Source organism: Gemmata sp. SH-PL17, from assembly GCF_001610855.1.
In the GTDB taxonomy this organism is placed as follows: domain Bacteria; phylum Planctomycetota; class Planctomycetia; order Gemmatales; family Gemmataceae; genus Gemmata; species Gemmata massiliana.
Genome location: NZ_CP011271.1, coordinates 8,071,120 through 8,095,039, shown reverse-complemented (window position 1 = coordinate 8,095,039; position 23,920 = coordinate 8,071,120). Strand labels below are relative to the sequence as shown.

General features: G+C 63.3%; 20 protein-coding genes. 15 read left to right on the top strand and 5 right to left on the bottom strand.

The window, feature by feature from the left end:
• Positions 1–142 precede the first annotated feature (142 nt).
• On the bottom strand, positions 143–3,562 hold the full coding sequence (locus VT84_RS33715) for a sigma-70 family RNA polymerase sigma factor (protein WP_082842628.1): 3,420 nt from the start codon (positions 3,560–3,562) through the stop codon (positions 143–145).
• A gap of 174 nt (positions 3,563–3,736) precedes the next feature.
• Between VT84_RS33715 and VT84_RS33710 the strand changes: the two genes are divergently transcribed.
• On the top strand, positions 3,737–4,387 hold the full coding sequence (locus VT84_RS33710) for a hypothetical protein (protein ID WP_157470142.1): 651 nt from the start codon (positions 3,737–3,739) through the stop codon (positions 4,385–4,387).
• 500 nt (positions 4,388–4,887) lie between these two features.
• Here VT84_RS33710 and VT84_RS33705 read toward each other — a convergent pair whose 3' ends face one another.
• Positions 4,888–6,291 carry an RNA polymerase sigma factor gene (locus tag VT84_RS33705; protein WP_052550884.1) on the bottom strand — a complete coding sequence of 468 codons (1,404 nt, stop codon included), beginning with the start codon at positions 6,289–6,291 and terminating at the stop codon, positions 4,888–4,890.
• A gap of 180 nt (positions 6,292–6,471) precedes the next feature.
• Here VT84_RS33705 and trpA point away from each other — a divergent pair, with 180 nt between their 5' ends.
• On the top strand, positions 6,472–7,275 hold the full coding sequence (gene trpA / locus VT84_RS33700; protein ID WP_052550885.1) for a tryptophan synthase subunit alpha: 804 nt from the start codon (positions 6,472–6,474) through the stop codon (positions 7,273–7,275).
• Between the two features lie 68 nt (positions 7,276–7,343).
• On the opposite strand, the gene VT84_RS33695 is transcribed toward trpA, so the two are convergent.
• The gene (locus VT84_RS33695) at positions 7,344–8,222 is read right to left on the bottom strand and encodes a hypothetical protein (RefSeq protein ID WP_082842626.1); all 879 of its coding nucleotides are present in this window, start codon (positions 8,220–8,222) and stop codon (positions 7,344–7,346) included.
• Between the two features lie 16 nt (positions 8,223–8,238).
• Positions 8,239–8,670: a universal stress protein gene (locus tag VT84_RS33690; protein ID WP_052550888.1), complete on the bottom strand. Its 432-nt coding sequence runs from the start codon at positions 8,668–8,670 to the stop codon at positions 8,239–8,241.
• 597 nt (positions 8,671–9,267) lie between these two features.
• Between VT84_RS33690 and VT84_RS33685 the strand changes: the two genes are divergently transcribed.
• The 11 genes from VT84_RS33685 (at position 9,268) to VT84_RS33640 (ending at position 20,369) form a co-directional block, all read left to right on the top strand.
• Positions 9,268–10,416, top strand: coding sequence for a BBP7 family outer membrane beta-barrel protein (locus VT84_RS33685; protein WP_162271941.1), 1,149 nt, complete (start codon positions 9,268–9,270; stop codon positions 10,414–10,416).
• A 131-nt stretch (positions 10,417–10,547) separates the two neighbouring features.
• A complete protein-coding gene (locus VT84_RS33680; protein ID WP_082842624.1) occupies positions 10,548–11,069 on the top strand; it encodes a DUF1579 domain-containing protein in 522 nt (173 codons plus the stop codon).
• A gap of 114 nt (positions 11,070–11,183) precedes the next feature.
• Complete coding sequence (locus tag VT84_RS33675) at positions 11,184–11,480, top strand: hypothetical protein (protein ID WP_082842623.1); 297 nt, start codon at positions 11,184–11,186, stop codon at positions 11,478–11,480.
• Between the two features lie 43 nt (positions 11,481–11,523).
• On the top strand, positions 11,524–12,267 hold the full coding sequence (locus VT84_RS41480) for a hypothetical protein (protein WP_239465546.1): 744 nt from the start codon (positions 11,524–11,526) through the stop codon (positions 12,265–12,267).
• Positions 12,268–12,420: 153 nt separating this feature from the next.
• A complete protein-coding gene (locus VT84_RS33665; RefSeq protein ID WP_157470140.1) occupies positions 12,421–12,693 on the top strand; it encodes a hypothetical protein in 273 nt (90 codons plus the stop codon).
• An 86-nt stretch (positions 12,694–12,779) separates the two neighbouring features.
• Positions 12,780–12,926, top strand: a complete 147-nt coding sequence (locus tag VT84_RS39225; protein WP_157470138.1) for a DUF3168 domain-containing protein — start codon at positions 12,780–12,782, stop codon at positions 12,924–12,926.
• A 385-nt stretch (positions 12,927–13,311) separates the two neighbouring features.
• Positions 13,312–14,415, top strand: coding sequence for a sigma-54 interaction domain-containing protein (locus VT84_RS33660; protein ID WP_052550893.1), 1,104 nt, complete (start codon positions 13,312–13,314; stop codon positions 14,413–14,415).
• Positions 14,416–14,418: 3 nt separating this feature from the next.
• On the top strand, positions 14,419–15,018 hold the full coding sequence (locus VT84_RS33655; RefSeq protein WP_082842621.1) for a bifunctional precorrin-2 dehydrogenase/sirohydrochlorin ferrochelatase: 600 nt from the start codon (positions 14,419–14,421) through the stop codon (positions 15,016–15,018).
• A 431-nt stretch (positions 15,019–15,449) separates the two neighbouring features.
• On the top strand, positions 15,450–17,528 hold the full coding sequence (locus VT84_RS33650) for a YfaP family protein (protein ID WP_082842620.1): 2,079 nt from the start codon (positions 15,450–15,452) through the stop codon (positions 17,526–17,528).
• A 77-nt stretch (positions 17,529–17,605) separates the two neighbouring features.
• Complete coding sequence (locus VT84_RS33645; protein WP_052550898.1) at positions 17,606–18,502, top strand: vWA domain-containing protein; 897 nt, start codon at positions 17,606–17,608, stop codon at positions 18,500–18,502.
• Positions 18,503–18,608: 106 nt separating this feature from the next.
• Positions 18,609–20,369 carry a hypothetical protein gene (locus tag VT84_RS33640; protein ID WP_082842619.1) on the top strand — a complete coding sequence of 587 codons (1,761 nt, stop codon included), beginning with the start codon at positions 18,609–18,611 and terminating at the stop codon, positions 20,367–20,369.
• A 43-nt stretch (positions 20,370–20,412) separates the two neighbouring features.
• On the opposite strand, the gene VT84_RS33635 is transcribed toward VT84_RS33640, so the two are convergent.
• A complete protein-coding gene (locus VT84_RS33635; RefSeq protein WP_239465544.1) occupies positions 20,413–21,672 on the bottom strand; it encodes a Gfo/Idh/MocA family protein in 1,260 nt (419 codons plus the stop codon).
• Between the two features lie 87 nt (positions 21,673–21,759).
• Between VT84_RS33635 and VT84_RS33630 the strand changes: the two genes are divergently transcribed.
• Both VT84_RS33630 and VT84_RS41475 read left to right on the top strand, forming a co-directional pair.
• Positions 21,760–23,772 carry a glycoside hydrolase family 32 protein gene (locus VT84_RS33630; protein WP_162271940.1) on the top strand — a complete coding sequence of 671 codons (2,013 nt, stop codon included), beginning with the start codon at positions 21,760–21,762 and terminating at the stop codon, positions 23,770–23,772.
• Positions 23,724–23,897 carry a GH32 C-terminal domain-containing protein gene (locus VT84_RS41475; RefSeq protein WP_315850291.1) on the top strand — a complete coding sequence of 58 codons (174 nt, stop codon included), beginning with the start codon at positions 23,724–23,726 and terminating at the stop codon, positions 23,895–23,897. The genes VT84_RS33630 and VT84_RS41475 overlap by 49 nt, the downstream gene beginning before the upstream one ends.
• Positions 23,898–23,920: the final 23 nt, after the last annotated feature.

Sequence of the window (23,920 nt, the reverse complement as noted above, 5' to 3'; positions counted from 1 at the left end):
CGCGTCCCTACGCAAGCTCAAACTCGCGTGGGGGCGCTCTCCGTCCGCATCTACAAAGCGTTTCCTTGTCTGATCCGCGTTATCCGCGTCATCCGCGGCTCTTTATCTTCTTCTCACACGAGTGCCCTGCTCCAATATGCGGTCAGCGGCCGGGCACTTGTCCCGCAGCTTTGGTCAGTGGGGCGTGCGGGTCGCCTTTGGCCCATTTTGCGAGCAGCGCACGCGACGAGTCGGTGCCGATCCACTGGAGTGCTTGAACGGCACGCACCTCGCGGTTTTCGGCTGCGGTCAGAGATCGTGCTTCGACGGCCTTGAGCAGGTTCCCTGCGCGCTGGCGCGATTCCGGGGACGTGCTCGTCCGCACCTCGTCTCGCAAATACGGTTCGGCCTGAGCGCCCAGCGCACGCAGTTCTTTTTCGGCCTTCTCGCGTGCGTCGAACTGCGGAGAACTCAGATCGGCAATCAGTCCTTTCATTCGCGCCGCATCCAGGGCCTTTTTCGCCGTAATCTTCTCACCCAGTAGGGAAACGGCTTTATCCCCGGCGGCACTCAGTATGCGGGCCGCGCGCAGGCCGGTCGTCGCGTCCTTGGCGAGATCGTCCCATCCCGGCGCCAGGTCGGTCGGTACCGTTCGCGCGAGACGCTCGGCGAGTTGCTTCTGCCAGGGCGCTGTGTCCCACACCACGACCGAGGTGTCGGACAGCGAAACGGCTACTCGGTTGCCGTCCGGGGAGAACTCGAACCGCACGGGGCGCGCGGCTGTGGAGATCGTCGCCACTGCCTTCTTGAGTACGAACGGTTCGTACACCTCGAAAGTATTGTCGTCGAGTAGCCGGAGCACGAACCGCGCCTCCGGTCCAAGAACGACCGGGTTCAACCGATCCAGCTCGAAGACGCGCACCTTGTCGCGACCGGTCAATTCCCAGAGATCGTAGGCGTAGGGCGATTGGGGCGTGTAGCGCGAACTGTTCGCCCGCGAGACCCACTTACTGTCGTACCCGACTGTGAGCAGGAAGTTCCCTTGAACCCGGTCCGGGTCGGTACTGGCGAAGTCGGTCCGTAACTCGTGCGCCAGCTTGCCGTCGGCGAGTGAGTAGCACCGGAGGCGAGCCGGGTCCGGTTTGTCATCGGAACGGATGTTCGGGTAACTCTGCACCGTGAAGACGGAGTACGGAGCGTAGTGGCGCGGCGGTTCCGTTCTCCCCGCTCCGACCGCGGTCCACTCGCGGATTTTTCCCTTCCGCACCGTATCCCAGAGTACGGTCGGGTACTTGAATTCCGGCTGTGTGCGGAACTCGGCCGCGCCGCTCACTGCGTAGGCTTGCATCAGCACGGTCGCCCCGTCGTCGGCAACGCTGATCGGGTGCATCCAGCGGAACGTCTCGTCGGGAAGCGGGGCGCCGAGCCGCCTCTTGCACTGTCCAGTGCCCGCGTCAAAGACGAGTAGCTCCTTTGACCCGCTCCGTTCTGTTGATTCGGAATTTTCCAGGCCGGCGACGATCTCTTTACCGCCCCCGATGAAGAACAGATCGGGCAGCATCTTCCAGTTCTCGTTCGCCGCGAACCCGGTCGGCAGAAGGTCGTAGAGCCGCTTACCGGAGCCGGCGTCCCAGGCCGTCCAGGTGCGGTCGTGGTTGACCGCGCGCGTGAAAAGCGTTCGACCGTCCGGAGCCCAGACCAAACCGGTTGGGACCGAAGGCGCGTCGATCGGGTCGCGTTCGGTCCCCGTTTTGGCATCGAGACGCGACAACCCGTGACCGTGACGAACCAGGACCGTGGCCCCGTCCGGCGAGACGTCGCACAACTGTACCCTCACGGTGTGGAGCGTGCGGAACGTCGTCCGCCACTTCTCCTTGCCGCTGGCCACGTCGTAGGCGAGCGGGCGGTGGTCCCACACGAACACGGTTTTGCCGTCCCGGGAGAACAGCGGGCGCGGCTTCTCCCAGGAGCGCCGAAGCACCGGCAACTGTTTGTCCGTGTCCCCGGTGGGAAGGGTCAGGATGCGGATGTCTTCGGTACTGGTGGCGACCAGAATTTTGCCGTCCGGAGAAGCGGCCAAATCGGACGGGATACTAACCTTGTGAGGAAGCGTGCGGACGACCTCGCCCGATTCCAGGTCGAAGACGGTCGGCTCGCGCCCGGATTGCCACAGGATCGCTTGTTTGCTGCCTGGTAGGGGGTGCATGACCGTGCTCCACTCCCCAAAGCTGTCCGGCAAATCGTGAGAGCGGGCCACTTCCAGTTTGTCGTCACGGACGATCAGCTTCCAACCGGTCGGCTTCTCCCACCCGACGTTTGCGCGCTCCAGGAGTTGTTTACCGTCCGGGGTCCAGGCCAGAGATTTGAGCGCGTCACAGCTACTGGTCTTCTCCGCAATGATCTTGCCCGTCTCGATGTCCCAAATTTGGAGATGTGTCTTGTCGTCCCGCGCACCGCCACACGCCACGCGCGATTCCTTCGGGTGCATGGCAAAGGCCAGTTCCTTCTTGCCGTGTTTGGTGGGGTCGTCGAGCAACTCCAGTTTCGTGTCGATCGTGCGGAGGAGCGCGCCGGTGCCGGCATCCCAGACATAAAGCGTGCTACCGGCGTGCCCGACGACGCGCTTCCCGTCCGCACTGTAGCGGGCATCATCGATCGGCCCGGCGGCGCGGAACCGCGGGGAACCGATCCGGCTCACAACAGACGGCTCCGTCACAGCCGTGGGCGACTCGGGCTCCCGCGCGGGCGGCGGTACGTCCGGAGGAGCGACCACCGCGCCCAGTCCAACGACCGCGGCAGTGGCCAGCGCTAGTAGCGTCACCTTCGCGCGTGTTAGCATCGAGTTCACGGTCAGCCCTCGTGCAAGTGCGGCCGCGCGTCCCGTTGAGGAAGCTGCGAGCGCGGTCAGGATGGAATCCGCCAAGCGCGGTGGAGTCGCCGCGACCGCGCTCGCAGTGGCCACCACCAACAGAACCACTCCCAGGTCGCACCCGCGTGCGGTCAGTGCGTCGGCCAGTTTCTTGCGTCCGCGTTTGAGCTGGCTCTTGAGAGTGGCTTCGGGCACGCCCAATCGGATCGCGGCCTCGTCCTGCGTCAGCCCTTCGAGGTAGCACAGCACGAGGGGCGCGCGGTAGTGCGGCGGGAGCCGGTCGAGTTCTTCGTCCAGAAGTGCGGCCAGTTCGCGCCCGCTTACTGCGTCTGCTGGTGGGATCGCTTCGGGCACCGCGGCGCGGGCCTCGCGCCCCCTGCGCCGGTCGGCCGCAACGCGGGCGTTCCGGGCTACGTTCCGGGCCGTCGAGTACAGCCAGTTCGCCACGGACGCCTGCCACCGCGTTCCGGCGGCCTTCTCCGCTAACAGCAGGAACACGGCCTGACAAACGTCTTCCGGATCGTGCCCGCGGGGTAGCGCCCGGCGGCACACGCCGAACACCATCACCGCGTGCCGGTCCACGACTGCCGCGAACGCCCCCTGGTCCCCTTCGGCGACGAAGCGGGCCAAAAGGTCGCGGTCGCTGAGCGCCGAGAATTTGATTTTCGCCGCGGCGCGCGCCACGCGAGTGACCGCGGTCGTGTGCTGTGTCACGCCTCGCCCTCGGAATCGGCCGTCACCCGTATCATGTGCGCCGAACGGCACGGGGGGGCAACCGGGCCAGAATACCGCACGCAGTGCTGGAATCCGAACCTCTGCGCTTCCCGCCCCAATTCGGTGAAACGCCCTCCGCCACTACGTTGACAGCCCGTCTGTGCGGGGTCGATAATGTTCCGGCCTCTCCGCACCGTTACTAAGGTTCCCAACATGTCGCGCCCGGTTTTGTTGCTGATCGCCCTTCTCGGGGCGGGTTGCGAAGAGAGGCCCGGCCCCCCGCCCCCACCGCCACAAGACAGTGGAGCGAACCGCCCGTCGGTGGCGATCGTCTCGCCCGAAGAGCGCACCGAAGGGCGCGGGTACCCGGACCGGGTATCCGCCGGTTTGGGCCGTGTGGTGCGGGGAGACGTTGAGGTGTGTGTCGACCACGCCGGTCACGCCGGCAGTCAATGCATCATCCAAATTTCGGTGAGGAACCGGAGCAAAGACAAACCGCTCGCCTTCACGAACTGGACCAAGCCGGGGCACGCGACCCTCAAGGACGACGAGGGGCGCGCGTACCCGCTGATCCCGATCTCGGCGGAACGGGAGCGGCTCCTGCGCGAGTGGGAGCTGGGGCGCCCCGATCCGGGGTTCGGCACCGGGACGGGTTCGGTTACCCGCGAGCGCCCGCGGGTCGCGTCCTTGTGGTTCGACCCCGCCGCGCTGAGTGGCCTCTACTTGGACCTGGACCTGGAAGGTGCCCCGGTCGGGTTCGCGGACCCAATTCGGTTTCGTATCTCGGGCGAGATGATGGTTACGATTGTACCGGGATCGCCGTAAAATGATCGCCGTAAAATTATTATAGTTAGATGGTTAGATATTTTGCCACGGGTTGACCCGCCACTTGCGGTGAATGAACTGCGCATATTTCCCGTTTTTCGGCGGGGGAGCACGAGGTCCGGTACAAATCGTGGTGTGACCTCTTGCAACCCTTTTCTTCGCTACTGTTATTGCGATCGCTTCTGGCGGCGTGGTACAAATTTCTCTCCCAATTCGCTCATTTGTTGGGGGAGGGAACTGATGCTTTGTCCGCGCTGCTACGGTAAGCACGTCGTTCTCTTGAGCGGCTCGTGGACACCGTGTCCCGAGTGCGCCGGTATCGGGGAACTGCACTGCTGTGACGGGCTGCGCGAACAGGAAGAATGCCGGTACACAGTGGTTTCAGATCGCACGACCACAAGCTTCGGACCGGCACCGGAAGCCATTTCTGCTCCCGAGCCAACGCCGGTCCTTCCATTCCGCATCTGAGGTGCGTTCGTTTTCAAGCACCCGCGGCGTGTCTATTTCTTCGGCGCCGCGAACGTTCTGAGGTCGATCTCGCCGGGGGTAGGACCGAGTGGCACCGTGTAACCGTAATGGCGATATGCATCAAATGAAAAGTTGTACTTAACGGTCGGGTGTTCAATACGACTAAACGTTGCCTTGGTGTAACCGGCCGCTCCACACGCCGCGAATACTGGGTGGAGGTAGTCGCTTGAGTGCTCCTTGTACGCAATAACGCGGAGCTTCTTCGGTCCCTTCGGATCGTTGAACGCGCGGCTCAGGTACTTGGTGAGAGCGTCCAGGTTGGAACAGGTGATCTCGGCAACACGATCGTTTATCACTTCGCGAATGGTGTAAGCCGCCTTCCCCGCATCCCCAACCACAACCGCAACGTCTTTTCCCAATTCGGCTGCGGCGTCTGCTTCGGCTTTTTCGCGCTTCGCGTCTTCGAGTTTCTGCTTTTCGGCCTTTAATTCTTCGAGCGTGGTGTCGAGGAGCTGCTTCTGTTTTTCCAGGTCGGCGAGCCGCTTTTCGAGCCGCTTCATCGTGTCCGGTTCTTCGGGCGCGTTATTCGTTCCGCCCCGGCTGAGCGGCTCGGTTGCCTGAGCAACGCTTTCCGAGCGCCCCGTCAGACCGAGTCCCAATATGCCCGTACCAACGACGAGCACGGCGACTACGGTCGCGGTCATGATCTTCTTCATCCAGAACATGCGAAGCACTCCGTCGGTTAGCCCGGCCACCGCCGGTGACACACCGGTCGCGGCCAGGGTCGAAGTCGAATAAACCGTTGCGGCTCGAATGGTGGCTGTCGCCAACCCGGTTGGCAGAGCCACCGCCGCGCCCACCAGCGCGACCGGAATGCCGTTACCCAAACGTGCCCGAAGCCGCTCGAACGCACGATTGAGGCGTGCGGAGAGTGTTCCTTCGGGGCAGCCGAGGCGCTCGGCCGCTTCGCGCCGCGTTAGCCCCTGTAAGTGGCACAGCACTACAGGTTCGCGATACCGCTCCGGCAGCGCGAGTAGGGCCGCGTCGAGGTCGAGTTTGTTTTCGGCGGTTCCCGTGGTGGGAGCGGGCACCTCGTGTTCCATTGGTCCCGTAACGACCGCTCGGCGCCGGTTCGTTCGGTTCACGTTTCGGGCCGTCATCAGCGCAACGCGGTACAGCCACGGACCGAGCGGCGTGTTACCGTGCAAGCTCTCGGCTCGGCGGAGCAGGACGAGGAACGTCGCCTGGAACGCATCTTCTGCATCCTGCGTGTGGGTGAGTGCCCGCCGGCACGCGCCCCACACGACCGGCCCGTACCGGCGCACGAGTTCCGCGAACGCGGCTTCGTCGCGTGCGGCCAGGAAGCGGTCGAGGAGGTGCCGATCGGTTGTGGCGTCCGCGCGCTGATCGCGGAGAATCATCAGAACCCGGTTCATGCCCCCATACTGTCCGGAAATTGTCCCGCGCGTGCAGAAAAAATGGGGCGAGTCGTAACAACTCGTGGCGGGACGTTTGCCTACCTGTGACCGCGAAAGCCACAACCGCTGTCGCCCAACCGCCGACCTCACTTGCGTTCTGGCGGGACAACGACCCCGGCGAGAGATAAAACCCACCGCATGAACCCCATCGACTCTCTCTTTCAGCGGCTCCGCGCCGCGAAACGCGCCGCGTTCATGCCGTTCGTGACCGCCGGCGACCCGGACATCACTTTTACGCGCGAACTCCTTCCCGCCGTCGCTGAGGCAGGCGCCGATCTCATGGAGATCGGGTTCCCGTTCTCCGACCCGATCGCCGACGGTCCCGTAATCCAGGCGTCGTACACGCGGGCACTGGCGCAGAAGCTGAAACTCGCGGACGTCTTCGCCGCACTGCGTGACACCACCGCGCGCCCGGGTTGGAGCGCGCCACTCGTTTCGATGGCGTCGTACTCGCTGATGTTCAAAATGGGGCCGGCCGCGTTCATTGATGCGGCGAAGGCGGCCGGCGTAAGCGGGGCTGTGGTGCCGGACGTGCCCGTTGAGGAAGCGGAAGAACTCTCGAAGCTCGCCGCGGACCGTGATTTCAAGCTCGTCCTGTTGGTCACGCCCACGACGTCGCCGCAGCGCGCGGAGAAAGTGGTGAAGGCGTGCGGTGGGTTCGTGTACGTCGTGAGCGTGGTGGGTATCACCGGGGCGCGAGAGGCACTACCCTCTGCACTACGCGAGCAGCTCACGCGGCTCCGGACCATGACCGACCTTCCGCTGTGCGTCGGGTTCGGGGTGAGCCGGCCCGAACACGTCCGCGAACTGAAGGACATCGCCGACGGGGTGATTGTCGGCAGCGCCGTAGTGAAGAAGCTGGAAGCCGCCGGGACCGACCGCGCGAAGGCACTGGCCGACGTGAAACAGTTGGTGAGCGAACTACGCGGCGCGCTGAACTAATTCGATTTGGTGCGTTCATCCGGGCCGGTTGTGGCGAGCCTTTGCCACAGAACCGGCGCGGTTCGTACTTACGGGCGCGGGCCTTCCAGTGCCTGAAGTGCTTCGATGAACAGGTCCGGCGGGTCGATGACGGAGTCCCCGTTCTTCAGCGTGATGAACGGGTGCCACATCCCCTGCCACACCCAAAACACGTCGTCGGTGATCGGGTAAGCGTGTTCGCGGAAGTTCTCCGTCGCGAACAGGTGTAGCCCGTGAACGTTCTTGATCGCGGGGAACGACACCGGCCACACGGCCAGTTCCTCGCGGCTCGGGATCGCGACCCAGAACCCCGCGGGCGAGTCCGGCATCAGCTCTTCCAGGAGCAGCGCGCGGGTCGCGTCGTAGCTGTCGCCGGTGTGCCCGATGTAGATGTCGTGTTCCGGTGACGCGCGCTCGAAGAAATCGGCCGGGGTCGCGGTGCGCAGGTTTTCGAGCGCGACATCGAGCAGGTCTTCGCCGCGCTTGCGGCTCCGCTTCAGCATCTCGTCGGTGACGAACGCCATCGTCTGCGGGAAATCGACAACGAGCGTGATTTCGAGCCCCGTACCGGGGAGCGGAATGCCCCACGGGTGTGCGACGGTGCGATCGAACGGACGCCCCAAGCGCGGGCGCAGGCGGTCGAGGATCGTGGTGAGGTCGTTCGGGATGTCCGGCGCGGCGACGGCGCGGGCGAGGCGGTCGAGGAACGAGTGAATCATTTCCGGCCACTCGGCCGGTTCCGCGGCGCGCACGCGACGGTGCAAGTTACTCAGCCCGATGTACTGCTCGTCGCCCCCCTCCGGCGGGCGGACGTTCACGCCGTTCTGTTCCCAGTCGACGATGGTGTACCCGTCACTCGCGAGCCGCGCGCTAACGGCCGCCCGGAAGTCTTCGGGGAAGTGAGAAACGGGTTCGTCGGCAGCGGACACTGAGAGCCTCCTGCGATCAGGCGCGAGCGGCAACCGGCCGCTCCGGACCCGCCGCGCCCTTCGGCAACTTCACCACCATTACGGAGCACGAAGCCTCGCGCATCACGCGCTCGGCCACGCTGCCCATCACGAGCCGGTCGGCCCCGGCGCGCCCGTGCGTGCCGATCACGATCACGTCGATCCCGGCGTCGGCGGCGTACCGGGTGATCTCGGTCGCCGGGTCACCCTCTAATAGTATGTGGCTCACCGGGATCTTCGGGTTCGCGGGGCGCACCTGTTCCAGTTGGTCCCGCCAGTGCGCCGCGGAGTCGGGCGCGCCGGGCGCGTGAACGTACACAATAGTCAGGCTCGCACCGGACGCCTCGGCCAGCCCGACCGCGTGGAAGTACGCCTGGTTCGAGTAGCTCGAAAAGTCGGTCGGGTACAGGATGCGCGTGACGCGGATCATTAGTTGGCCCCGCGAAGTCAGGTGGCCCGGTCAACGACCACCGCTCCTATCGTACCAACGGAACCGGGCGAAGGAAGGCGGGAACTGTGGTTGCTCGTGGCTGGTGAACCCCACCCGCAAGAGTGGTGGGTGGACTCAAAGACAACAGATGTGCTTATCGAGGCGTGGTGTGGACGCGCCCGGCAAGAGGCAACCGACCCACCGCCCTTGCGGGCGGGGTTCACCAATCTGGCACTTTGTGGGAATTGGCGAAGTGGGGGAGATTCGCCTGGGCGTCCGATTGGCTCGCGAAACTCCCTAAGTCGCCGTGCTTTCCACAGCATATAAAGGGCGCGCAAGTCCGTTTAATCCAATCAATCTATCTCTGCCGATTGTAACAGTGTATGTGTGCGTTCCACGATTTGAGGCGCGGACATGCGGTATCGGTTGTGTGTGACTACAGCGACGCTCGTGTTGCTTGTAGTCGGCGCACGCGCCGATGAGCACGCAATACCGGCGTGGGAGTTACCGCCCCCGAATACCGACCCTTTCAGCGCGCCGTTTTTTCAACCGTCGAATTCGTCAGGGCACTCTCGTGACACACCGAACTCGGCCCTCGTGGACGCCGTTATCACGCACGATCCGCGTGCGGTGACGTTGCCCTCCGAGGTCGTTGGGGCGCGCGCCTGTTGTTGCAACCTCACGACGTGGGCCACGATGGAGTTACTGATCGGGCGCACGCGCGGGCCGAGCGTCGCGCCCATCGTGACGACAGGCCCGGTGTCCGCGGGTGCATTTGCCGGCGCGATCGGCCAGCCGACCACGCTTCCATTATTTGGCGGGAAACGGATTCTCGATGACTGGCGCAGCGGGTTGCGCATCGAACTCGGCGCGTGGATGGACAGCAGCCAGCAGAGCGGCATCGGGCTTCGCTTTTACTCACTGTTCACAACCAACGAACAGTTCCGCTCGGCCTCTAACAACCGGATCGTTATCAATGTTCCGCAATCGGTGAGTGCCGGGCCGGTCAGGATTCAAATCCCCGCGTTCGTGAGTTTCCCCGGCGCGAGTACGGGGCGCGTTGCGGCCAGTGCCGAAACGATGTTCGCGGGCGGGGACTTGAACTGGCGCTACCTGATCGATCGGAACGAGTGGGGCCGCGTGGACACGCTCGTGGGCTACCGACAACTGCACCTCGTGGACTCGCTCGGGTCGAATTTCAACGTCGTACCCACCTCACCTGTCAATGAGTCGTTGCTCGTGTCCCCACAATACGCGGGGGTCGACAACGTACACACGCGGAACAATTTCTATGGTCCGCAGCTCGGGCTGTGTGCCTCGGCCGGTGTGGGGCGCTTCTGGATCGAGGGGCACGCCGCGGCCGCGTTGGGGGTGACGGAGAGTTCGCTGGACTTCGCACGTTCACGAACGGGTGTTGTCGCGTCGAACCCGGCCGCGATGCTCGCCACGCTCGGCGCACCGGCCTCTGCCACGAACTCCGTGATGGCCGCGACGACGAACCAGGTGCCGACGATGCAATCGAACGTGGCGAGTCGGTTGTCGTACTTCGGTGTGGTGGGCGAGGGCGGCGTGCGGGTAAACTGGCGCGCCACCGACCATGTTCGCTTCACGGCCGGGTACAGCTTCCTTTACTGGAACAACGTGCGCCGGGCGCAAGAGATGTTCATACTCGGTCCCGTGCTGCGACCGCAAGCGATCGACTTCACCACGCACCTGTTCAGCGTGGGGCTGGATCTGCGTTTCTGATCTCACATTGATAGCAACTCACGTCAGGTTCCACTTCGAGAAAGTTTTGTAACAGCGCTCCTACTGAGCTACCGAACCCGCCGAAGCCCAATTACAACCCTCAAATCGCCCATCATCTCTGGAGAGTGCCGATGAAGACGGTGCGTTGTTTCTGTGCGGTCGCGTTGGTGGCCGCACTGGTAGCTCCCGCAGCGCGCGGGCAGGATGCCCCCAAACCCGGTCCGGAGCACGAGATTCTCAAAAAGCAGGAGGGTAATTGGGATCTCGTGATGAAGTTCGGTGGGGGCGAGTCCAAGGGAACCGTGACATACAAGATGGACCTCGGCGGGCTGTGGCTGTCCGGGGCTTTGGAGAGCGAACTTTTCGGCACGAAGTTCCAGGGCCGGAGCCTCGAAACCTACGACGCTGCCAAGAAGAAATACATCAGCGTGTGGACGGACAGCATGAGCACCCAACCGATGGTGATGGAAGGCACCTACGACAAGGACAAGAAAACGCTGACGCTGACCGGCGAGCACCCCGGACAGGACGGCAAACCGGCGAAGTGGAAGTCGGTGACCACGTTGACGGACGACAACACGATCAACTTCAGCATGTTCGTGGGCGACGACAAAGAACCGATGTTCACGATCGTCTACAAGCGGAAGAAGTAAGTCGGGCGCAACGCACGTGTGGCCCAGGCCCGTTGGCCTGGGTTTTTGTTTTGGTACGCTTCGTTGTGCCCGCCTTATACTGCGGCATCGCTTCACTTCGCTGCAGGTGCTTTCATGTCTGTCACTCGTCGTGAGTTCGTTGCGTCCGCTCTCGCACTTCCGTTCGTCGGTAACGCTCGTGCGGGTGAAGCAAAGCTTCCAGTCGTGGTAGACACGCACCTCCATTGTTTCGCGGGGAAGGACGATCCCAAGTTCCCCTACCACAAAGACGGACCGTACCAGCCTGCGGACCCGGCCACGCCGGAACACCTGCTGAAGTGCATGGCCGACGGCGGCGTTGATTACGCGATCGTTGTTCACCCGGAACCGTATCAGTATGGTGCCGCAAGGGATATACTTACTGCGGCTTGAGGGTTCGGCGTGGTAGACTGACGGGAACGAGCGGGAATAGCCCATGACTGAGCAGGATTGGCTGAACGGCACTGACCCGACGCCGATGCTGGAGTTCCTGAAGGGCAACGCCAGCGAGCGGAAGTTGAGGCTGTTCGCCGTCGCTTGCTGTCGGAGTATATGGCATCTACTAACGGACGAGCGAAGCCGTATAGCGGTAGATGTATTTGAGCGACTTGTTGACGGGCTAGCAACGACCGAGGAAGTGCAAGAGGCAGATAAATTAGCTTGCGCAGTGGAAACTGCACACGTTGAAGCCGCTAAACTTGGCGATGATGCTGATGAACAGGCATGGGACATTGTTCTTGATGGCTGTGCCGCCGCAAATGCGGTTCAGACTTGGAGGGCGTCCGAATATCTGACTGGCTTTTACACTGTGTACGGGTTTGCTCAGACAGCCGTCGCTCATGCAGCTTGCCCACTCCGTTACGAAACAAGCCGTCGGGAACATACACCGGAAAGAACGAAGGCAATAGCCGTCGAAGCCAATGCTCAATCTCGTCTCATTCGGGATATCGTCGGCAACCCCTTCCGCCCCGTCACCGTTGACGCTTCGTGGCTGACTTCCACAGTCGTCGCCCCTGCTGAAGGCATCTACCAAGACCGAGCTTTCGACCGCCTCCCGATCTTGGCCGATGCCCTTCAGGATGCGGGTTGTGACAACCCTGATGTGCTGAACCACTGCCGAGGCGACGGGCCGCACTGCCGTGGCTGCTGGGTCATCGACCTCCTCACGGGCCGCAAGTAAGTGATGATGATCCTGACAGTACAGCCACGCAACGGATACTCACTTGCGGCATGAAGGTTCGGCGTTCTGACCGGCCCGAACTGCTCTTGAACGCCCCGCACGCTCTGAAAGAATTACCAGCAACCGGGGCCGGATCAACAAGAAGGTGCAACCATGCCAAGGTTCGTCTGTCTGCTCGGAGACGTGAAGGAAATGAATCTGGAGCGAACGGGTTCGTTCATCACGACCGACACCAAAGGCCGGAACTGGTACTGCCGTCCGGCGAGCGAAAAAGAGTTCAACGAGTTCGCACCGCCCTCTCTGGTCGCAATGATGCAGGCTCAGCAGGGGGCACACGCTCAGGGGTTCAGTTCGGAAGGGATGAGGCGGGTGAATCTCCTCTGCGAACAGAACGAACTAACCGCCAAGCTCGGGGCCATCGACTGAACGAAGCGACCCGCCCGACAACCCGAAGTACACCGACCCCGGCCTAAACCCCTGGGGCTTTTTCGTCGGCGTGGATACCTACTTCCATGCTGTCGAACACCCTGTACGCCCGCCTCTCCGAAGACGCCAACCTCACGGCTCTGGTCGGCGAACACGTCTACCCGACCGCACCGCAGACCAACGACGCCGATAACCTCCACTGTCGTGTCTCTCCCCTCAAGTATTTACGCTGATCGCGCCTTTGATCGGATGCCGATCCTTGCCGATGCCCTTCAGGACGCCGGGTGCGACAACACGAACATTCTCGCTCACTGTCGTGACACCCACGCGACGCACGCTCGTGGGTGTTGGGTGGTCGACTTGTTGACCGGGCGCGAGTGAACGCTGGCCGCATCTCCCAACAACTCTGCTCGCGCCACACCTCATTCCAAAAGCAGACGAACGTAAACTTCCGCACTGGTGGCGGTGCGGGGCAGATATTTTGTTATCGATTTCCTCTTTGTGCTTACTTCTTGAGCTAATGATGTTGCGGTCGCGAGCACGGCTTGCTACCCTAGCTCTATGCGGAGCGACATTCTCTCGACGCCCGCGGCTTCCTCTCCCGGAAGCGTTTTTTCGATGCCGAAAAGCGAGCAGTTTTTACCGCCGCTACCCGAGATCGTGGGCACCGCGCCGGCCATGCAAGACGTGTTTCGTCTTGTTCGCCTCGCCGCGCCCCGATCGGCGAACGTTCTGCTCATAGGTGAAACCGGCACCGGCAAAGAAGTTATCGCGAAAGCCGTTCACAAACTCAGTCGTCGGTCGGACGGGCCGTTCGTCAAAGTGAATTGCGGCGCGCTGCACGAGAACCTGCTCGAAAGCGAGCTCTTCGGGCACATCAAGGGATCGTTCACCGGAGCCGTCGAGAACAAGACGGGCCGATTTGAAGCCGCACACGGCGGCACCATTTTCTTGGACGAAATCAACAGCACCTCACAGAAACTCCAGGTGAAACTGCTCCGCGTGCTCCAGGAACGCGAGTTCGAGCGCGTCGGCGAGAGCCGAACGATCCGCGTCGATGTGCGGGTGGTCGCGGCGACGAACACGTCGCTGGAACAGGCCGTTGAAGACGGCGAGTTTCGCGAAGACCTCTATTACCGGCTGAACGTCATTCCGATCGCGTTGCCCCCTCTGCGCGAGCGCCGCGATGACATTCCCCTATTGGCTCAGTTCTTCCTCAAGCGGTACGGCGACTTGCACAAGTGCCCCGTACCGGAACTGACCCCGATCGCGCTCGACGCACTCAAAGCCCACGATTGGCCCGGGAACGTGCGGGAACTGGAAAACACCCTGGAGCGCCTCACGGTGTTCGCCGACGGCGGGCCGCTCACGCCGGAACTGCTCCGGTTCGGGCGCCCACGGCCGGTCATTCGCGCTTCGCGTGGCAGTGGGGCACCGACCGATGTACCGTCGCTGATTCACGCTCTGGTTCGTGCCGGGATGCACGCACCGCGCCCGGCGCACATTAAGCTCCACAAGTTCCTCGTTGACGGCGTCGAACGCGAATTGATCGAAGAAGTTTTGCGTGAGTGCGGCGACAACCAAGTGAAGGCCGCCGACAGGCTGGGCATCAACCGCAACACGCTGCACAAGAAGCGGGAAGAGTACCGTAAGGCCGACGCGGGCGGGGTCGACATCCCGTCGAGCGAGCCGCCCGCCGAACCGCCAGCAGCAGCCGGGTGAGTCGTGTTTCCCATCCTCCTCGACTTGCGCGGGAAACTCGTTTGCGTGATCGGGGGAGGCGCGGTCGGTTCGCGCAAAGCGCGGGCAGCCGTTGACGCGGGCGCGAGCGTTCGCGTAGTCGATCCACAAGTCGTGTTTTCACTTCCAGGTCCAATCACTCACATCGCCGAGCTGTATCGCGCAGAACACCTCGAAGGTGCGGCCCTCGTGTTCGCGTGCGCCACTCCCGAAGTCAACACACGAATTGTGACTGACGCGCACCAGCGCGGAATTTGGGTGAACGCAGCTTCGTCGCCGGACGCGGGTGACTTCACATTGCCCGCGGTCGTGCGCCGCGGAGGGTTAACGCTGGCCGTCAGCACTGAAGGCGCATCACCCGCTCTGGCCCGCCGCATTCGCGAAAAGCTCGAATCCGAGTTCGATGAGGTGTTCGCTGAGTGGGTACAAATACTCGCCGAGGTGCGAACCGAAGTGCTTGCGACTGTAACAGATGAAGCCCGCCGGCGCGAGCTGCTCGATTCCTTCGCTGATTGGTCCTGGCTCACGCGGCTGCGCACAGAAGGAGCCGAAGCCGTGCGTCAGGCAATGCGGGCCTCTTTGTGAGAGTACGATCGCCCTCGCGCTCGCGAGGAGTCACCTAGGTATAATCAGCTCGTTCCGTTCGTGTCGCGGAATATGAAGAATCTGCGTTTCACTCGAACAGAGTAAAGTTCCAGCCGCATTCAACTCTGAGCCTGCAACTGTCCGAATACACGAGTTCGACCCACCGGCGGTAAAATCGGCAGAGGCGTTAAAAAACAAGTGCGAGGCACAAACGGACTTGGTAGACCAATTGAGGCTTCGGGGTTCCAGGGGTTGAAACCCCTGGCTATTTCCTGTGACCCCGTTGGGGTCCAAAAGTCATTGGGAACCGGGGATAGAGACTCGGATTAGTCGCCCCAACGGGGCGTCCGGTAATAGCCAGGGGTTTCAACCCCTGGCTCCTGTGAACGCGGGGTTGATGGGTCGGTTTTGATTTCTCGGCAAGGGCGGACATGAACCTGCTCGTGACGTGGAAAAAGGTACTGCTGTTCGGTGCCTTCGGTGCGGTCGGCTGTTTGGCCGGCTGGCTCGTCGGCGAGCCGCTCGTGTGGGCGTCCCGATCGGTCGCGGAAGCGGCCGGGGCCAAGGACGTCCCGTCGCTCATCTCCAAACCGGCGCCCCAATTCGCCGAACCGCCCCCGCTCCCCAACGACTTCCGCGAGCGCGTTGAGAAGGCTGGCGGGAAGTCCGGAGACGTGCAGCTCTCGCTCATCTGGTACAACGCTAACGACCTCGACTTGTACTGCAAAGACCCGAACGGCGACGTCGTTTTCTACAAGAACCCGCGCGTACCCAGCGGCGGCGAATTGGACGTGGACGCGAACGCCGGCACGACGCGCAGCGGCCTCCCCACGGTACTGACCACCGAGCCGGTCGAGAACATTTACTGGCCGAAGGGCGGCGCACCAGCCGGTCGCTATCAGGTGTTCGTCAACTACTTCGCCCACCGCCCGGCGACCGGGGCGCCCAACGCGACCAAGTACAAGGTGAACGTCCTCCACGACGGTCAGCGGTACGAGTTTACAGGAACCATCGAGCACGGCGGCACACAGCGGAACGAGCGCCTGATTTACGAGTTCGAGCTGAAGCCTCGGCTCGAACTGTTGGCCCCCGACGAAGTGAATTTGCTCCCGGCCGCGCCCGCGATCAAACTTCCGGTCGTGATTCGGCGGACGTACTACAAGGGACCGGTCGAGGTGCGAGCCGAGAACCTACCGGAAGGTATAGCCGCGAGCAAACTCACCATTCCCGAAGGCGAGAATGCGGGCGAAATCGAACTCCAGGCCGTTGAAGGCGCGAAGGAAATCAAGAAGGCCACTATCAAGTTTGTCGCTACCGGCGACGGCCTCGATTCGTCGACCAGCGTGCAAGTGGCCACACTCAAGCCGGCCGTCGCGTTCTCTCTTCTCGCAACGCTTTCCACTGGCGCGTGGACGGCACTGCTCGCGATCGGGTTGTGTCTCGCGCTCCTGGCCGGGCAGAACAAGTACCTCGGCAAACCGTTGTTCGCATCGAGCCGCATTCCGCTGTTGGTCGTGATTCTGGGAGCGGGAGCGGCCGGCTTCGTGTCGGGGAGTGTCGGGCAGTTACTCTTTTTTGCGCTGCTCGCGAGCGGTGCCGCGAACCTCGGCTTCCTGGTTGGCTGGGTGCTCCTCGGTGCGCTCCTCGGCTGGGGTATCAGCCGCTTTGTTCCGAACCTAGACGGCGTGAAGGCCGCGCTTGCGGGCTTGGGCGGTGGGTTGCTCGGTGCGGGCGCGTTCCTGCTCCTGTCCGAACTCGCACAGTGGACCGGGCGCTTCGGCGGTGCGGTGATACTCGGGTTCTGTATCGGGCTGATGGTCGCGGTGGTCGAAGCCGCGTTCCGGCGTGCCTGGATCGAGGTGCGCTACGGTGAACGCGAAGTAATTACCGTGAACCTCGGTGCCGAACCGGTGCGGATTGGGGGCGACGCGCAAGCCTGTACCGTTTGGGCACGCGGAGCCGCTCCGATCGCTTTTGAATACTGGATTCGCGACGGGCAGGTACAGTGTGCGGACGTGCCCGCGAAGCAAGAAGCGCCCGTTACGGACGGTGACACGCGGACAGCCGGCAACGTAACCGTGCTCGTGCGCACGAGCAACGCTGTTGCACCAATGGAAGACACGCGGCCAACCGTGGCGCACGCGGCCACGCCTACGGCCCCCGCGACGGTGCCACCGGAACCCGTGGTTACACCACCACCGCCTGCGCCGACCGCTCCGCTCGATTACGACGACGGGCTGCCGATGCCGCTGTCTCCTCCTCCGCCCGCGCGCCCCGCGGTGACGTCCATTCTCGATCTGGACGACGCACCGGCTCAGACGGTGCGATCGGCTAGCGCGGCGCCCGCTCCGTCGAAATCTTCGGCCCCGTCAGCACCCGTCGCGGCCCCGCGCCCAGCTCCGGCGAATACACCCAATTCCAATGCTGCGGACGTGTGCCCGACGTGCGGTCGGAAGGTGCCCGGGCGCACCGGCGCCCGATACTGTGTGGTCTGCGACCGGACGTTTTGAATATTGTGAGTGTGGGCACCACCGAGCGACCGCGAGAAAACTCAGCCTTCCATGAACGAAGACGAGGAGCTTCCGTTATGCCCTACGATATGCAGATCGATCGCTCGAATCCCGGGTGCATTGTGTTCCTGGTGGACCTGTCCAACTCGATGCTGGACGGGATCGCGGGCACGCAGCGGGCGAAGATGGACACCGTTTCCACCGCCATCAACCGGTTCTTCCAGGAACTCATCACGAGCTGCGAAAAGGGCGAAGAGAAGCCGCGCAACTACTTCGACGTGGGCCTGATCGGGTACACCACCGACGCCAACGGGGTCGCCATCGTCCGCCCGCTGTTCCAGGGCGCGCTGTCCGGGCGCGACCTCGTTTCTATCAGCGAACTGTACGACAACCCGCTCGAAATCGAGCAGCGGCGCAAGAAGGAGTTCGTGGACGACGGCGCCGGCGGGCTCACGGAAATGGAGCGCCAGATCGCGTTCCCGGTCTGGTTCCGCTCGCCGGCCCAGGGTGAGATGTTCGGCACGCCGATGTGTACCGCGCTCGGGTACTGCAAGCAGGTGATCCAGACGTGGATCGACGCCCACTCGGGCAGCTTCCCGCCGATGGTCATCAACCTGACTGACGGCGAGTCCACCGACGGGGTACCGGTGCCGTTCGCCGAAGAACTCAAGGGGCTGGCGACCGCGGACGGTAACGTGTTGCTGTTCAACTGCCACCTGTCCGGGCGCGACGCACAACCCGTGTTCCTCCCACCGACCGAGGGGCAGTTGCCCGACGAGTACGCCCGCGACCTGTTCGGCATGTCCAGCCCGCTGCCGGACAAACTGCGGCACATGGCCGAGGTGAAAGGCATTTCCGCGCCTTTGGGGTGCAAGGCGATGGCGTTCAACGCGGACGCGGTGAGCCTGCTCAAGCTCCTGAACGTCGGCACCCAGGTCGTCGCAGCCGCCACTCTCCCGCCGCACCTGCGGTAACCAACGGTTCCAGGTTCCAAGTCCCAGAGTTCCCGGTTGAAGTCGGAACTTGGTCTTGTGTCCCGTAAACTTGGAACCTGGGAACTCTGGACCTGGAACTCGGATAATGGACCCGATCTCCGCCGATCCGCCCCCCGGCTGTGTCGTACTGCTGCTCAGCCTGTCGGCCGAGATGACCGCGAACGTGGTCACCGAAACCGGCGCTTTGACGGCGGCCGCGGCGGAACGGCGCCTGGCCGCGGGGGTCGTCGAAGGGCTGGTGAGCGCGGTCGCGGCCGGGCACGCGACGGGACCGATCGACGTGGCCGTTCTGGGCTACCGCGCGCACGAGGACGGTGCATTTCAACTGATCTCGCTGCTGCCGGTCGGTGACCCGAAGCCGCAATTTCTCCCGCTCGCACAACTCGCGCGAATGTTCGCGCTCGAACACGCGACGACCGCGGACCAGCCGCGCGAGTGGGTCACGGCACCCGAGTGCGAGGGGGATGCGTGTGCGTCCCCGGCGCTCGCTCGCGTGTATCAGATGGTATCGGTGTGGCTCACCGGCCGGTTCGCGTCGCGTGCGCCGGTTGTGGTTCACTGCACTACCGCGGGCGCGCTCAACGAAACGTACTTTCGGACCGCGCGCTCGCTGCGCCTGCTCGCAACAACCCACGGGTTGCCGCGTTTGCTGCACTACGTGTTCGATCCGGAACCGGAGAGCGAGGTCGTTGAGCGGCTCGCGGACGTTTCGGCCGAACTACCCGCGAAGGAAGGCCCAACGCGGCGCGCGGTGTTCGTCAATTCGTGGGACATCCGCGATCCGCTGAGCGCGATTTTCTCCCACGCCCCACAAAGAGACACGATTCCTTGGCGCCGCGGCCGCGCGGGGTTTCGCACGACCACGACGATGTGGACCCAGAAATTGGGGAACGCGCCGGACCAGTGGGAAGACGCATTCGCGCTGGACGAATTGACCAGCGCGACGGCCGTGTCCGACGGGGCCAGTGCGGGCATCTTTTGTAGCATTTGGGCGCAGCAGTTGAGCCGGCGGTTCCTTTCCGACCGGCCCGACGCGCGCGACCCGGCCGCACTGAACCGGTGGGTGAACGATCTGCGTACCGAGTGGCGCACGGCGATCAACTACGACAACTTGAACTGGTCGAAGCAGGCAAAGGTCGATCAAGTGGGCGCGGCAGCGACTCTATTGGGACTGGAACTCGGCCCCGCGGACGCACAGGGCCGGCGCCCGTGGCGCGCGTGTGCGGTCGGCGACGCGAGTCTCTTTTGGGTCCGCGCCAACCGATTGCTCGCGACGTTTCCGGTGGTCGCGGCCGATCAGTTCGGGTCCGCGCCGCTTTTAGTCCGATCGAATCCGGGGTTCCGAACGCTTGCCCTCGCCGCGGCCGGGGTGTGCGAACCCGACGACCGGTTCGTGCTCGCGACCGATGCCGTTGCCGCGCGCCTGTTCCGGAGCATGGTGGCCGGCTACGACCTGGATTGGGGCCGGTTCGAGGCGCTCGACGAGGTCGACTGGTGCGCGGAGATGGACGCGCTCCGCAAATCGAACGACATGGTGAACGACGACTGCACGCTCATCGTGCTCCGCGTCAACGAATTTACGGGCACGGCCGAGGTGCCCGACTTCGGGGAAGGTGAAGAACAGGAAGACCTTCCGTTTGCTGAAACGGAACCGTTCGCCGAAGACATCGAAGACCCGGAGCCGGCGCACCCGGTCGCTAGCTCTGCGCGTTCGGCCGAAGCGGACCTCACCGCGGACGACATCGACGACTCGATGATCGAGGAGCCTTCCGACCTGCTGGAACCGGGACCAGAAGAACTCCCGCCGACCGACGACTCCCCGAAATCCACGGACCCGAGCAACTGACTGTGGGAGCGCACTTATGTGCCCTCCACCCCGCACAAATCGTTTACACTTTCGGCAACTCGAAGCCCTTGCGGTACTCGCGGCCCAAGAGTTTGTTCGCTTCGGGCGAGTCGGTCGTCTCGGTCTGGACGTCGAACTTCAGCACCTTACCGGTGCGGAACGCGATGTTGCCGAGGTGACACAACCGCGTGCTCTTGTGCCCCTCCTCGATGTCCGCGTTCGGTTGTGCGTCCCCGCGAATCGCGTCGATGAAATTTTTCTGGTGGGCCTTCAGCATGTCGGGGCCGCTCGGCTCCTTCACCTCTTCGCCGTCGCGGACGTGCCAGCCGTTGTTGTCGAAAAGGAGCGTCCCCTTCTCGCCGTGCAGGATCACGCCATACGACATTTTCTCTGGCCCGTTCTTCTCCCATACGCGGTGCTCCCACACCACCGTACAACCGGGGAACTCGAACGTCGCGGTCTGCGTGTCGGGCGTCTCCTGATCGTCGTCGAAGACGTATTTACCACCCATCGAGGAGATCCGCGTGGGTGCGTCGAGACCGAGGACGTTGCGGATCTGGTCCAGTCCGTGGATACCGTTGTTACCGAGTTCGCCGGTGCCGAGTTCCCAGAACCAGTGCCAGTTGTAATGGAACCGGTTCGCGTTGAACGGGCGCGCCGGCGCCGGCCCTAAAAAGAGGTCGTAGTCGACACTCTTCGGCGGCGCGGCTTCGTCCGCTTTCTTGCCGATCGGCTTACGGCTCCCCGCGATCCACGTGCGCGCGAACGGCACCTTCCCGAGCTTGCCGGCTTTGATGAATTCGCGCGCGGCAGCCACGTTGGTGGAACTCCGGCGCTGGGTGCCGGCCTGGATCACCACCTTATACTTGCGCGCGGCCTGCACCATGCGCCGGCCTTCGAGCAGGTCGTGCGAAACGGGCTTCTCGACGTACACGTGCTTCCCGCGCTCCGCGGCCCAGATCGTCGCGAGCGCGTGCCAGTGGTCCGGTGCCGACACGACCACCGCTGTCACCGACTTGTCTTCCAGTACCTTGCGGATGTCGGTTTCGACTTTCGGCGGCGACTCGGGGTTCTTGAGTGCGTCGAGTACGGGCTTCACCATCGCCGGATCGGGATCAACGACGTGCGAAATCTCGACACCGGGCACGGACGCGAAGCCGGGCACGAGCTGCTTGCCGCGCGTGCGCAGGCCCATCACCGCGAGCCGGACCTTTTCGTTCGGCTTGTCCGCGGCGCGGTTGTAGGAAGCCGCGGACAGCGTGAGAGCGGACGTGGCGAGGAACTGACGACGAGTTGCGGACACGGCAGCGCTCCGGGGAGACATCGGGTGCCCGCTATGGTAACTTGTCAGGCAGCGATTACGTACCGGAAACCTCGGCCGGGTGATTTCATGCGATTCCTCTCCGTCTTTGGGTTGCTCGTGGCATCGTCATTTGCCGGCGCCGCTGATCGCGCCGATATCCTCGTCGCGGACTTTGAAAGCGACACTTACGCCGACGGTTGGAAGACCACGGGCACGGCGTTCGGTAAGGGACCAGCGAGAGGGACGCTCCCGAACCAGATGGCGGTAACCGGCTTTCTCGGTAAGGGGCTGGTGAACAGCTTTGCGGGCGGGGACGACAGCACCGGCACGCTCACGTCACCGGAAATCACCATCGACCGCAAGTACATCAATTTCCTCATTGGGGGTGGGAAACACCCGGGAAAAACGTGCATTAACCTGCTCGTTGATGGCAAGGCGGTCCGCACCGCGACCGGACCGAACGGCCAAGCCGGTGGGTCCGAACACCTCGACTGGCACACGTGGGACGTGAGCGACCTCGCGGGCAAGAAGGCGGTCATCGAGATCGTGGACGAGCAGAAGGGCGGGTGGGGGCACATCAACATCGACCACATCGTTCAGAGCGACACGAAGAAGCAGGCCGAACTGAAGTCGCAAGTGCTCGAAATTGGGGAATCGTACCTGCACTTCCCGGTGAAGACCGGCGCCCCGATGCGCCGCGTGAAGTTCCTCGTCGGTCAGGACGTCGTGCGCGAGTTCGACATCGAGTTGGCCGCGCACGGTCAGGCGAGCTTCTGGGCGGCTTCCGACGTGACCGCGTTTAAGGGGAAGAAACTGACCGTCGAAGTCATGCTCCCGGCCGACGCGAAACTCGCGGACCTCATCGTGGCGTCCGACAAATGGCCCGCGGCGGACAAGGTGTACCAGGAAAAGCACCGGCCGCTGTTCCACTTCACCAGTCGCGTCGGGTGGCTGAACGACCCCAACGGGCTGGTGTTCGCGGACGGAGAGTGGCACCTCTTCTACCAGCACAACCCGTTCGGGCGCGAGTGGGGCAACATGCACTGGGGCCACGCGGTCAGCAAAGACCTCGTCCGCTGGAAGGAAGAGGGGATCGCACTGTACCCGAAGAAATACGACGATTTCGCGTTCTCCGGGTCGGCCGTGCTCGACAAGAACAACACCTCCGGTTGGGGCACGAAAGAGAAACCACCGCTCGTGTTGGCGTACACGAGCACCGGGCGCGGTGAGTGCATCGCATACAGCACGGACCACGGGCGCACCTGGAAGGAGCACGACAAGAACCCCGTGGTGAAGCACGCCGGGCGCGACCCGAAGCTGATCTGGCACGAAAAGGCGAAACACTGGGTGATGGCGGTTTACGACGAGACCGACAAGAAGCAGTGGATCGCGTTCTACACGTCACCGGACCTGAAAGAGTGGACGTTCGCGAGCCGCATTGAGGGTTTCTTTGAGTGCCCGGACCTGTTCGAGCTGCCGGTTGAGGGGCAGGAACCCGGCGGTGCGATGAGCCCTTGGGTACTGTACGCGGCCGACTGCAAATACCTGCTCGGCGATTTCGACGGCAAGGAGTTCAAACCCCACTTCAAGGAGAAGAAGCAACTCTGGTACGGCCGGTTCTACGCGGCACAAACGTTCGATAACAGCCCGGCAACGGGCGGCGGACCGCCGCGGCGGGTGCAGATCGGCTGGGCACAGGGCGTCACGTTTCCCGGAACGGCGTTCAATCAACAGATGACGGTGCCGGTCGAACTCCGGTTGGTTTCCACCCGGAACGGACCGTCCCTACGGGCGCGCCCGGTGCGGGAACTGGAATCGCTGCGCGACACAGACAAGCCGATCGCACCGATAAAAGACGTGACCAGGAAGGGGGCAACGACCTTGGCCGACGATCTGGACGCATTCGAGTTACTCCTGACGACCAGTTCCGTCCGTGGATTTGCCCTCGATGTCCGTGGTACGAAACTCGTTTACGACGCGGACAAGAAGACACTGACCTGCAACGGTGTAACCGCATCCGTCAGTCCGCGGCCGGCACCCTCTCTCTCAGAGTGTTCGTGGACCGCGGCTCGATCGAGGTGTTCACCAACGACGGGGTGACTGCGATGTCGATCGCGGCGATTCCCGACGAGAAGAACACGAAGTTGCAGTTCATCCCGGTGACGGACGACACGACCATCGACTCGGCCCAGGTGTACCGTCTGAAGTCCGCGTGGGGGAAGTAACCCGTGCCTGTCATCGTCGTCGA

What these genes read in the sequence shown, in the direction of transcription:
- VT84_RS33710 (WP_157470142.1), top strand. Translation starts at nt 3,737, where the DNA reads ATGTTCCGGCCTCTCCGCACCGTTACTAAGGTTCCCAACATGTCGCGC.
- VT84_RS33705 (WP_052550884.1), bottom strand. Translation starts at nt 6,291, where the DNA reads ATGAACCGGGTTCTGATGATTCTCCGCGATCAGCGCGCGGACGCCACA.
- trpA (WP_052550885.1), top strand. Translation starts at nt 6,472, where the DNA reads ATGAACCCCATCGACTCTCTCTTTCAGCGGCTCCGCGCCGCGAAACGC.
- VT84_RS33690 (WP_052550888.1), bottom strand. Translation starts at nt 8,670, where the DNA reads ATGATCCGCGTCACGCGCATCCTGTACCCGACCGACTTTTCGAGCTAC.
- VT84_RS33680 (WP_082842624.1), top strand. Translation starts at nt 10,548, where the DNA reads ATGAAGACGGTGCGTTGTTTCTGTGCGGTCGCGTTGGTGGCCGCACTG.
- VT84_RS33675 (WP_082842623.1), top strand. Translation starts at nt 11,184, where the DNA reads ATGTCTGTCACTCGTCGTGAGTTCGTTGCGTCCGCTCTCGCACTTCCG.
- VT84_RS41480 (WP_239465546.1), top strand. Translation starts at nt 11,524, where the DNA reads ATGACTGAGCAGGATTGGCTGAACGGCACTGACCCGACGCCGATGCTG.
- VT84_RS33665 (WP_157470140.1), top strand. Translation starts at nt 12,421, where the DNA reads ATGCCAAGGTTCGTCTGTCTGCTCGGAGACGTGAAGGAAATGAATCTG.
- VT84_RS39225 (WP_157470138.1), top strand. Translation starts at nt 12,780, where the DNA reads ATGCTGTCGAACACCCTGTACGCCCGCCTCTCCGAAGACGCCAACCTC.
- VT84_RS33660 (WP_052550893.1), top strand. Translation starts at nt 13,312, where the DNA reads ATGCCGAAAAGCGAGCAGTTTTTACCGCCGCTACCCGAGATCGTGGGC.
- VT84_RS33650 (WP_082842620.1), top strand. Translation starts at nt 15,450, where the DNA reads ATGAACCTGCTCGTGACGTGGAAAAAGGTACTGCTGTTCGGTGCCTTC.
- VT84_RS33645 (WP_052550898.1), top strand. Translation starts at nt 17,606, where the DNA reads ATGCCCTACGATATGCAGATCGATCGCTCGAATCCCGGGTGCATTGTG.
- VT84_RS33640 (WP_082842619.1), top strand. Translation starts at nt 18,609, where the DNA reads ATGGACCCGATCTCCGCCGATCCGCCCCCCGGCTGTGTCGTACTGCTG.
- VT84_RS33630 (WP_162271940.1), top strand. Translation starts at nt 21,760, where the DNA reads ATGCGATTCCTCTCCGTCTTTGGGTTGCTCGTGGCATCGTCATTTGCC.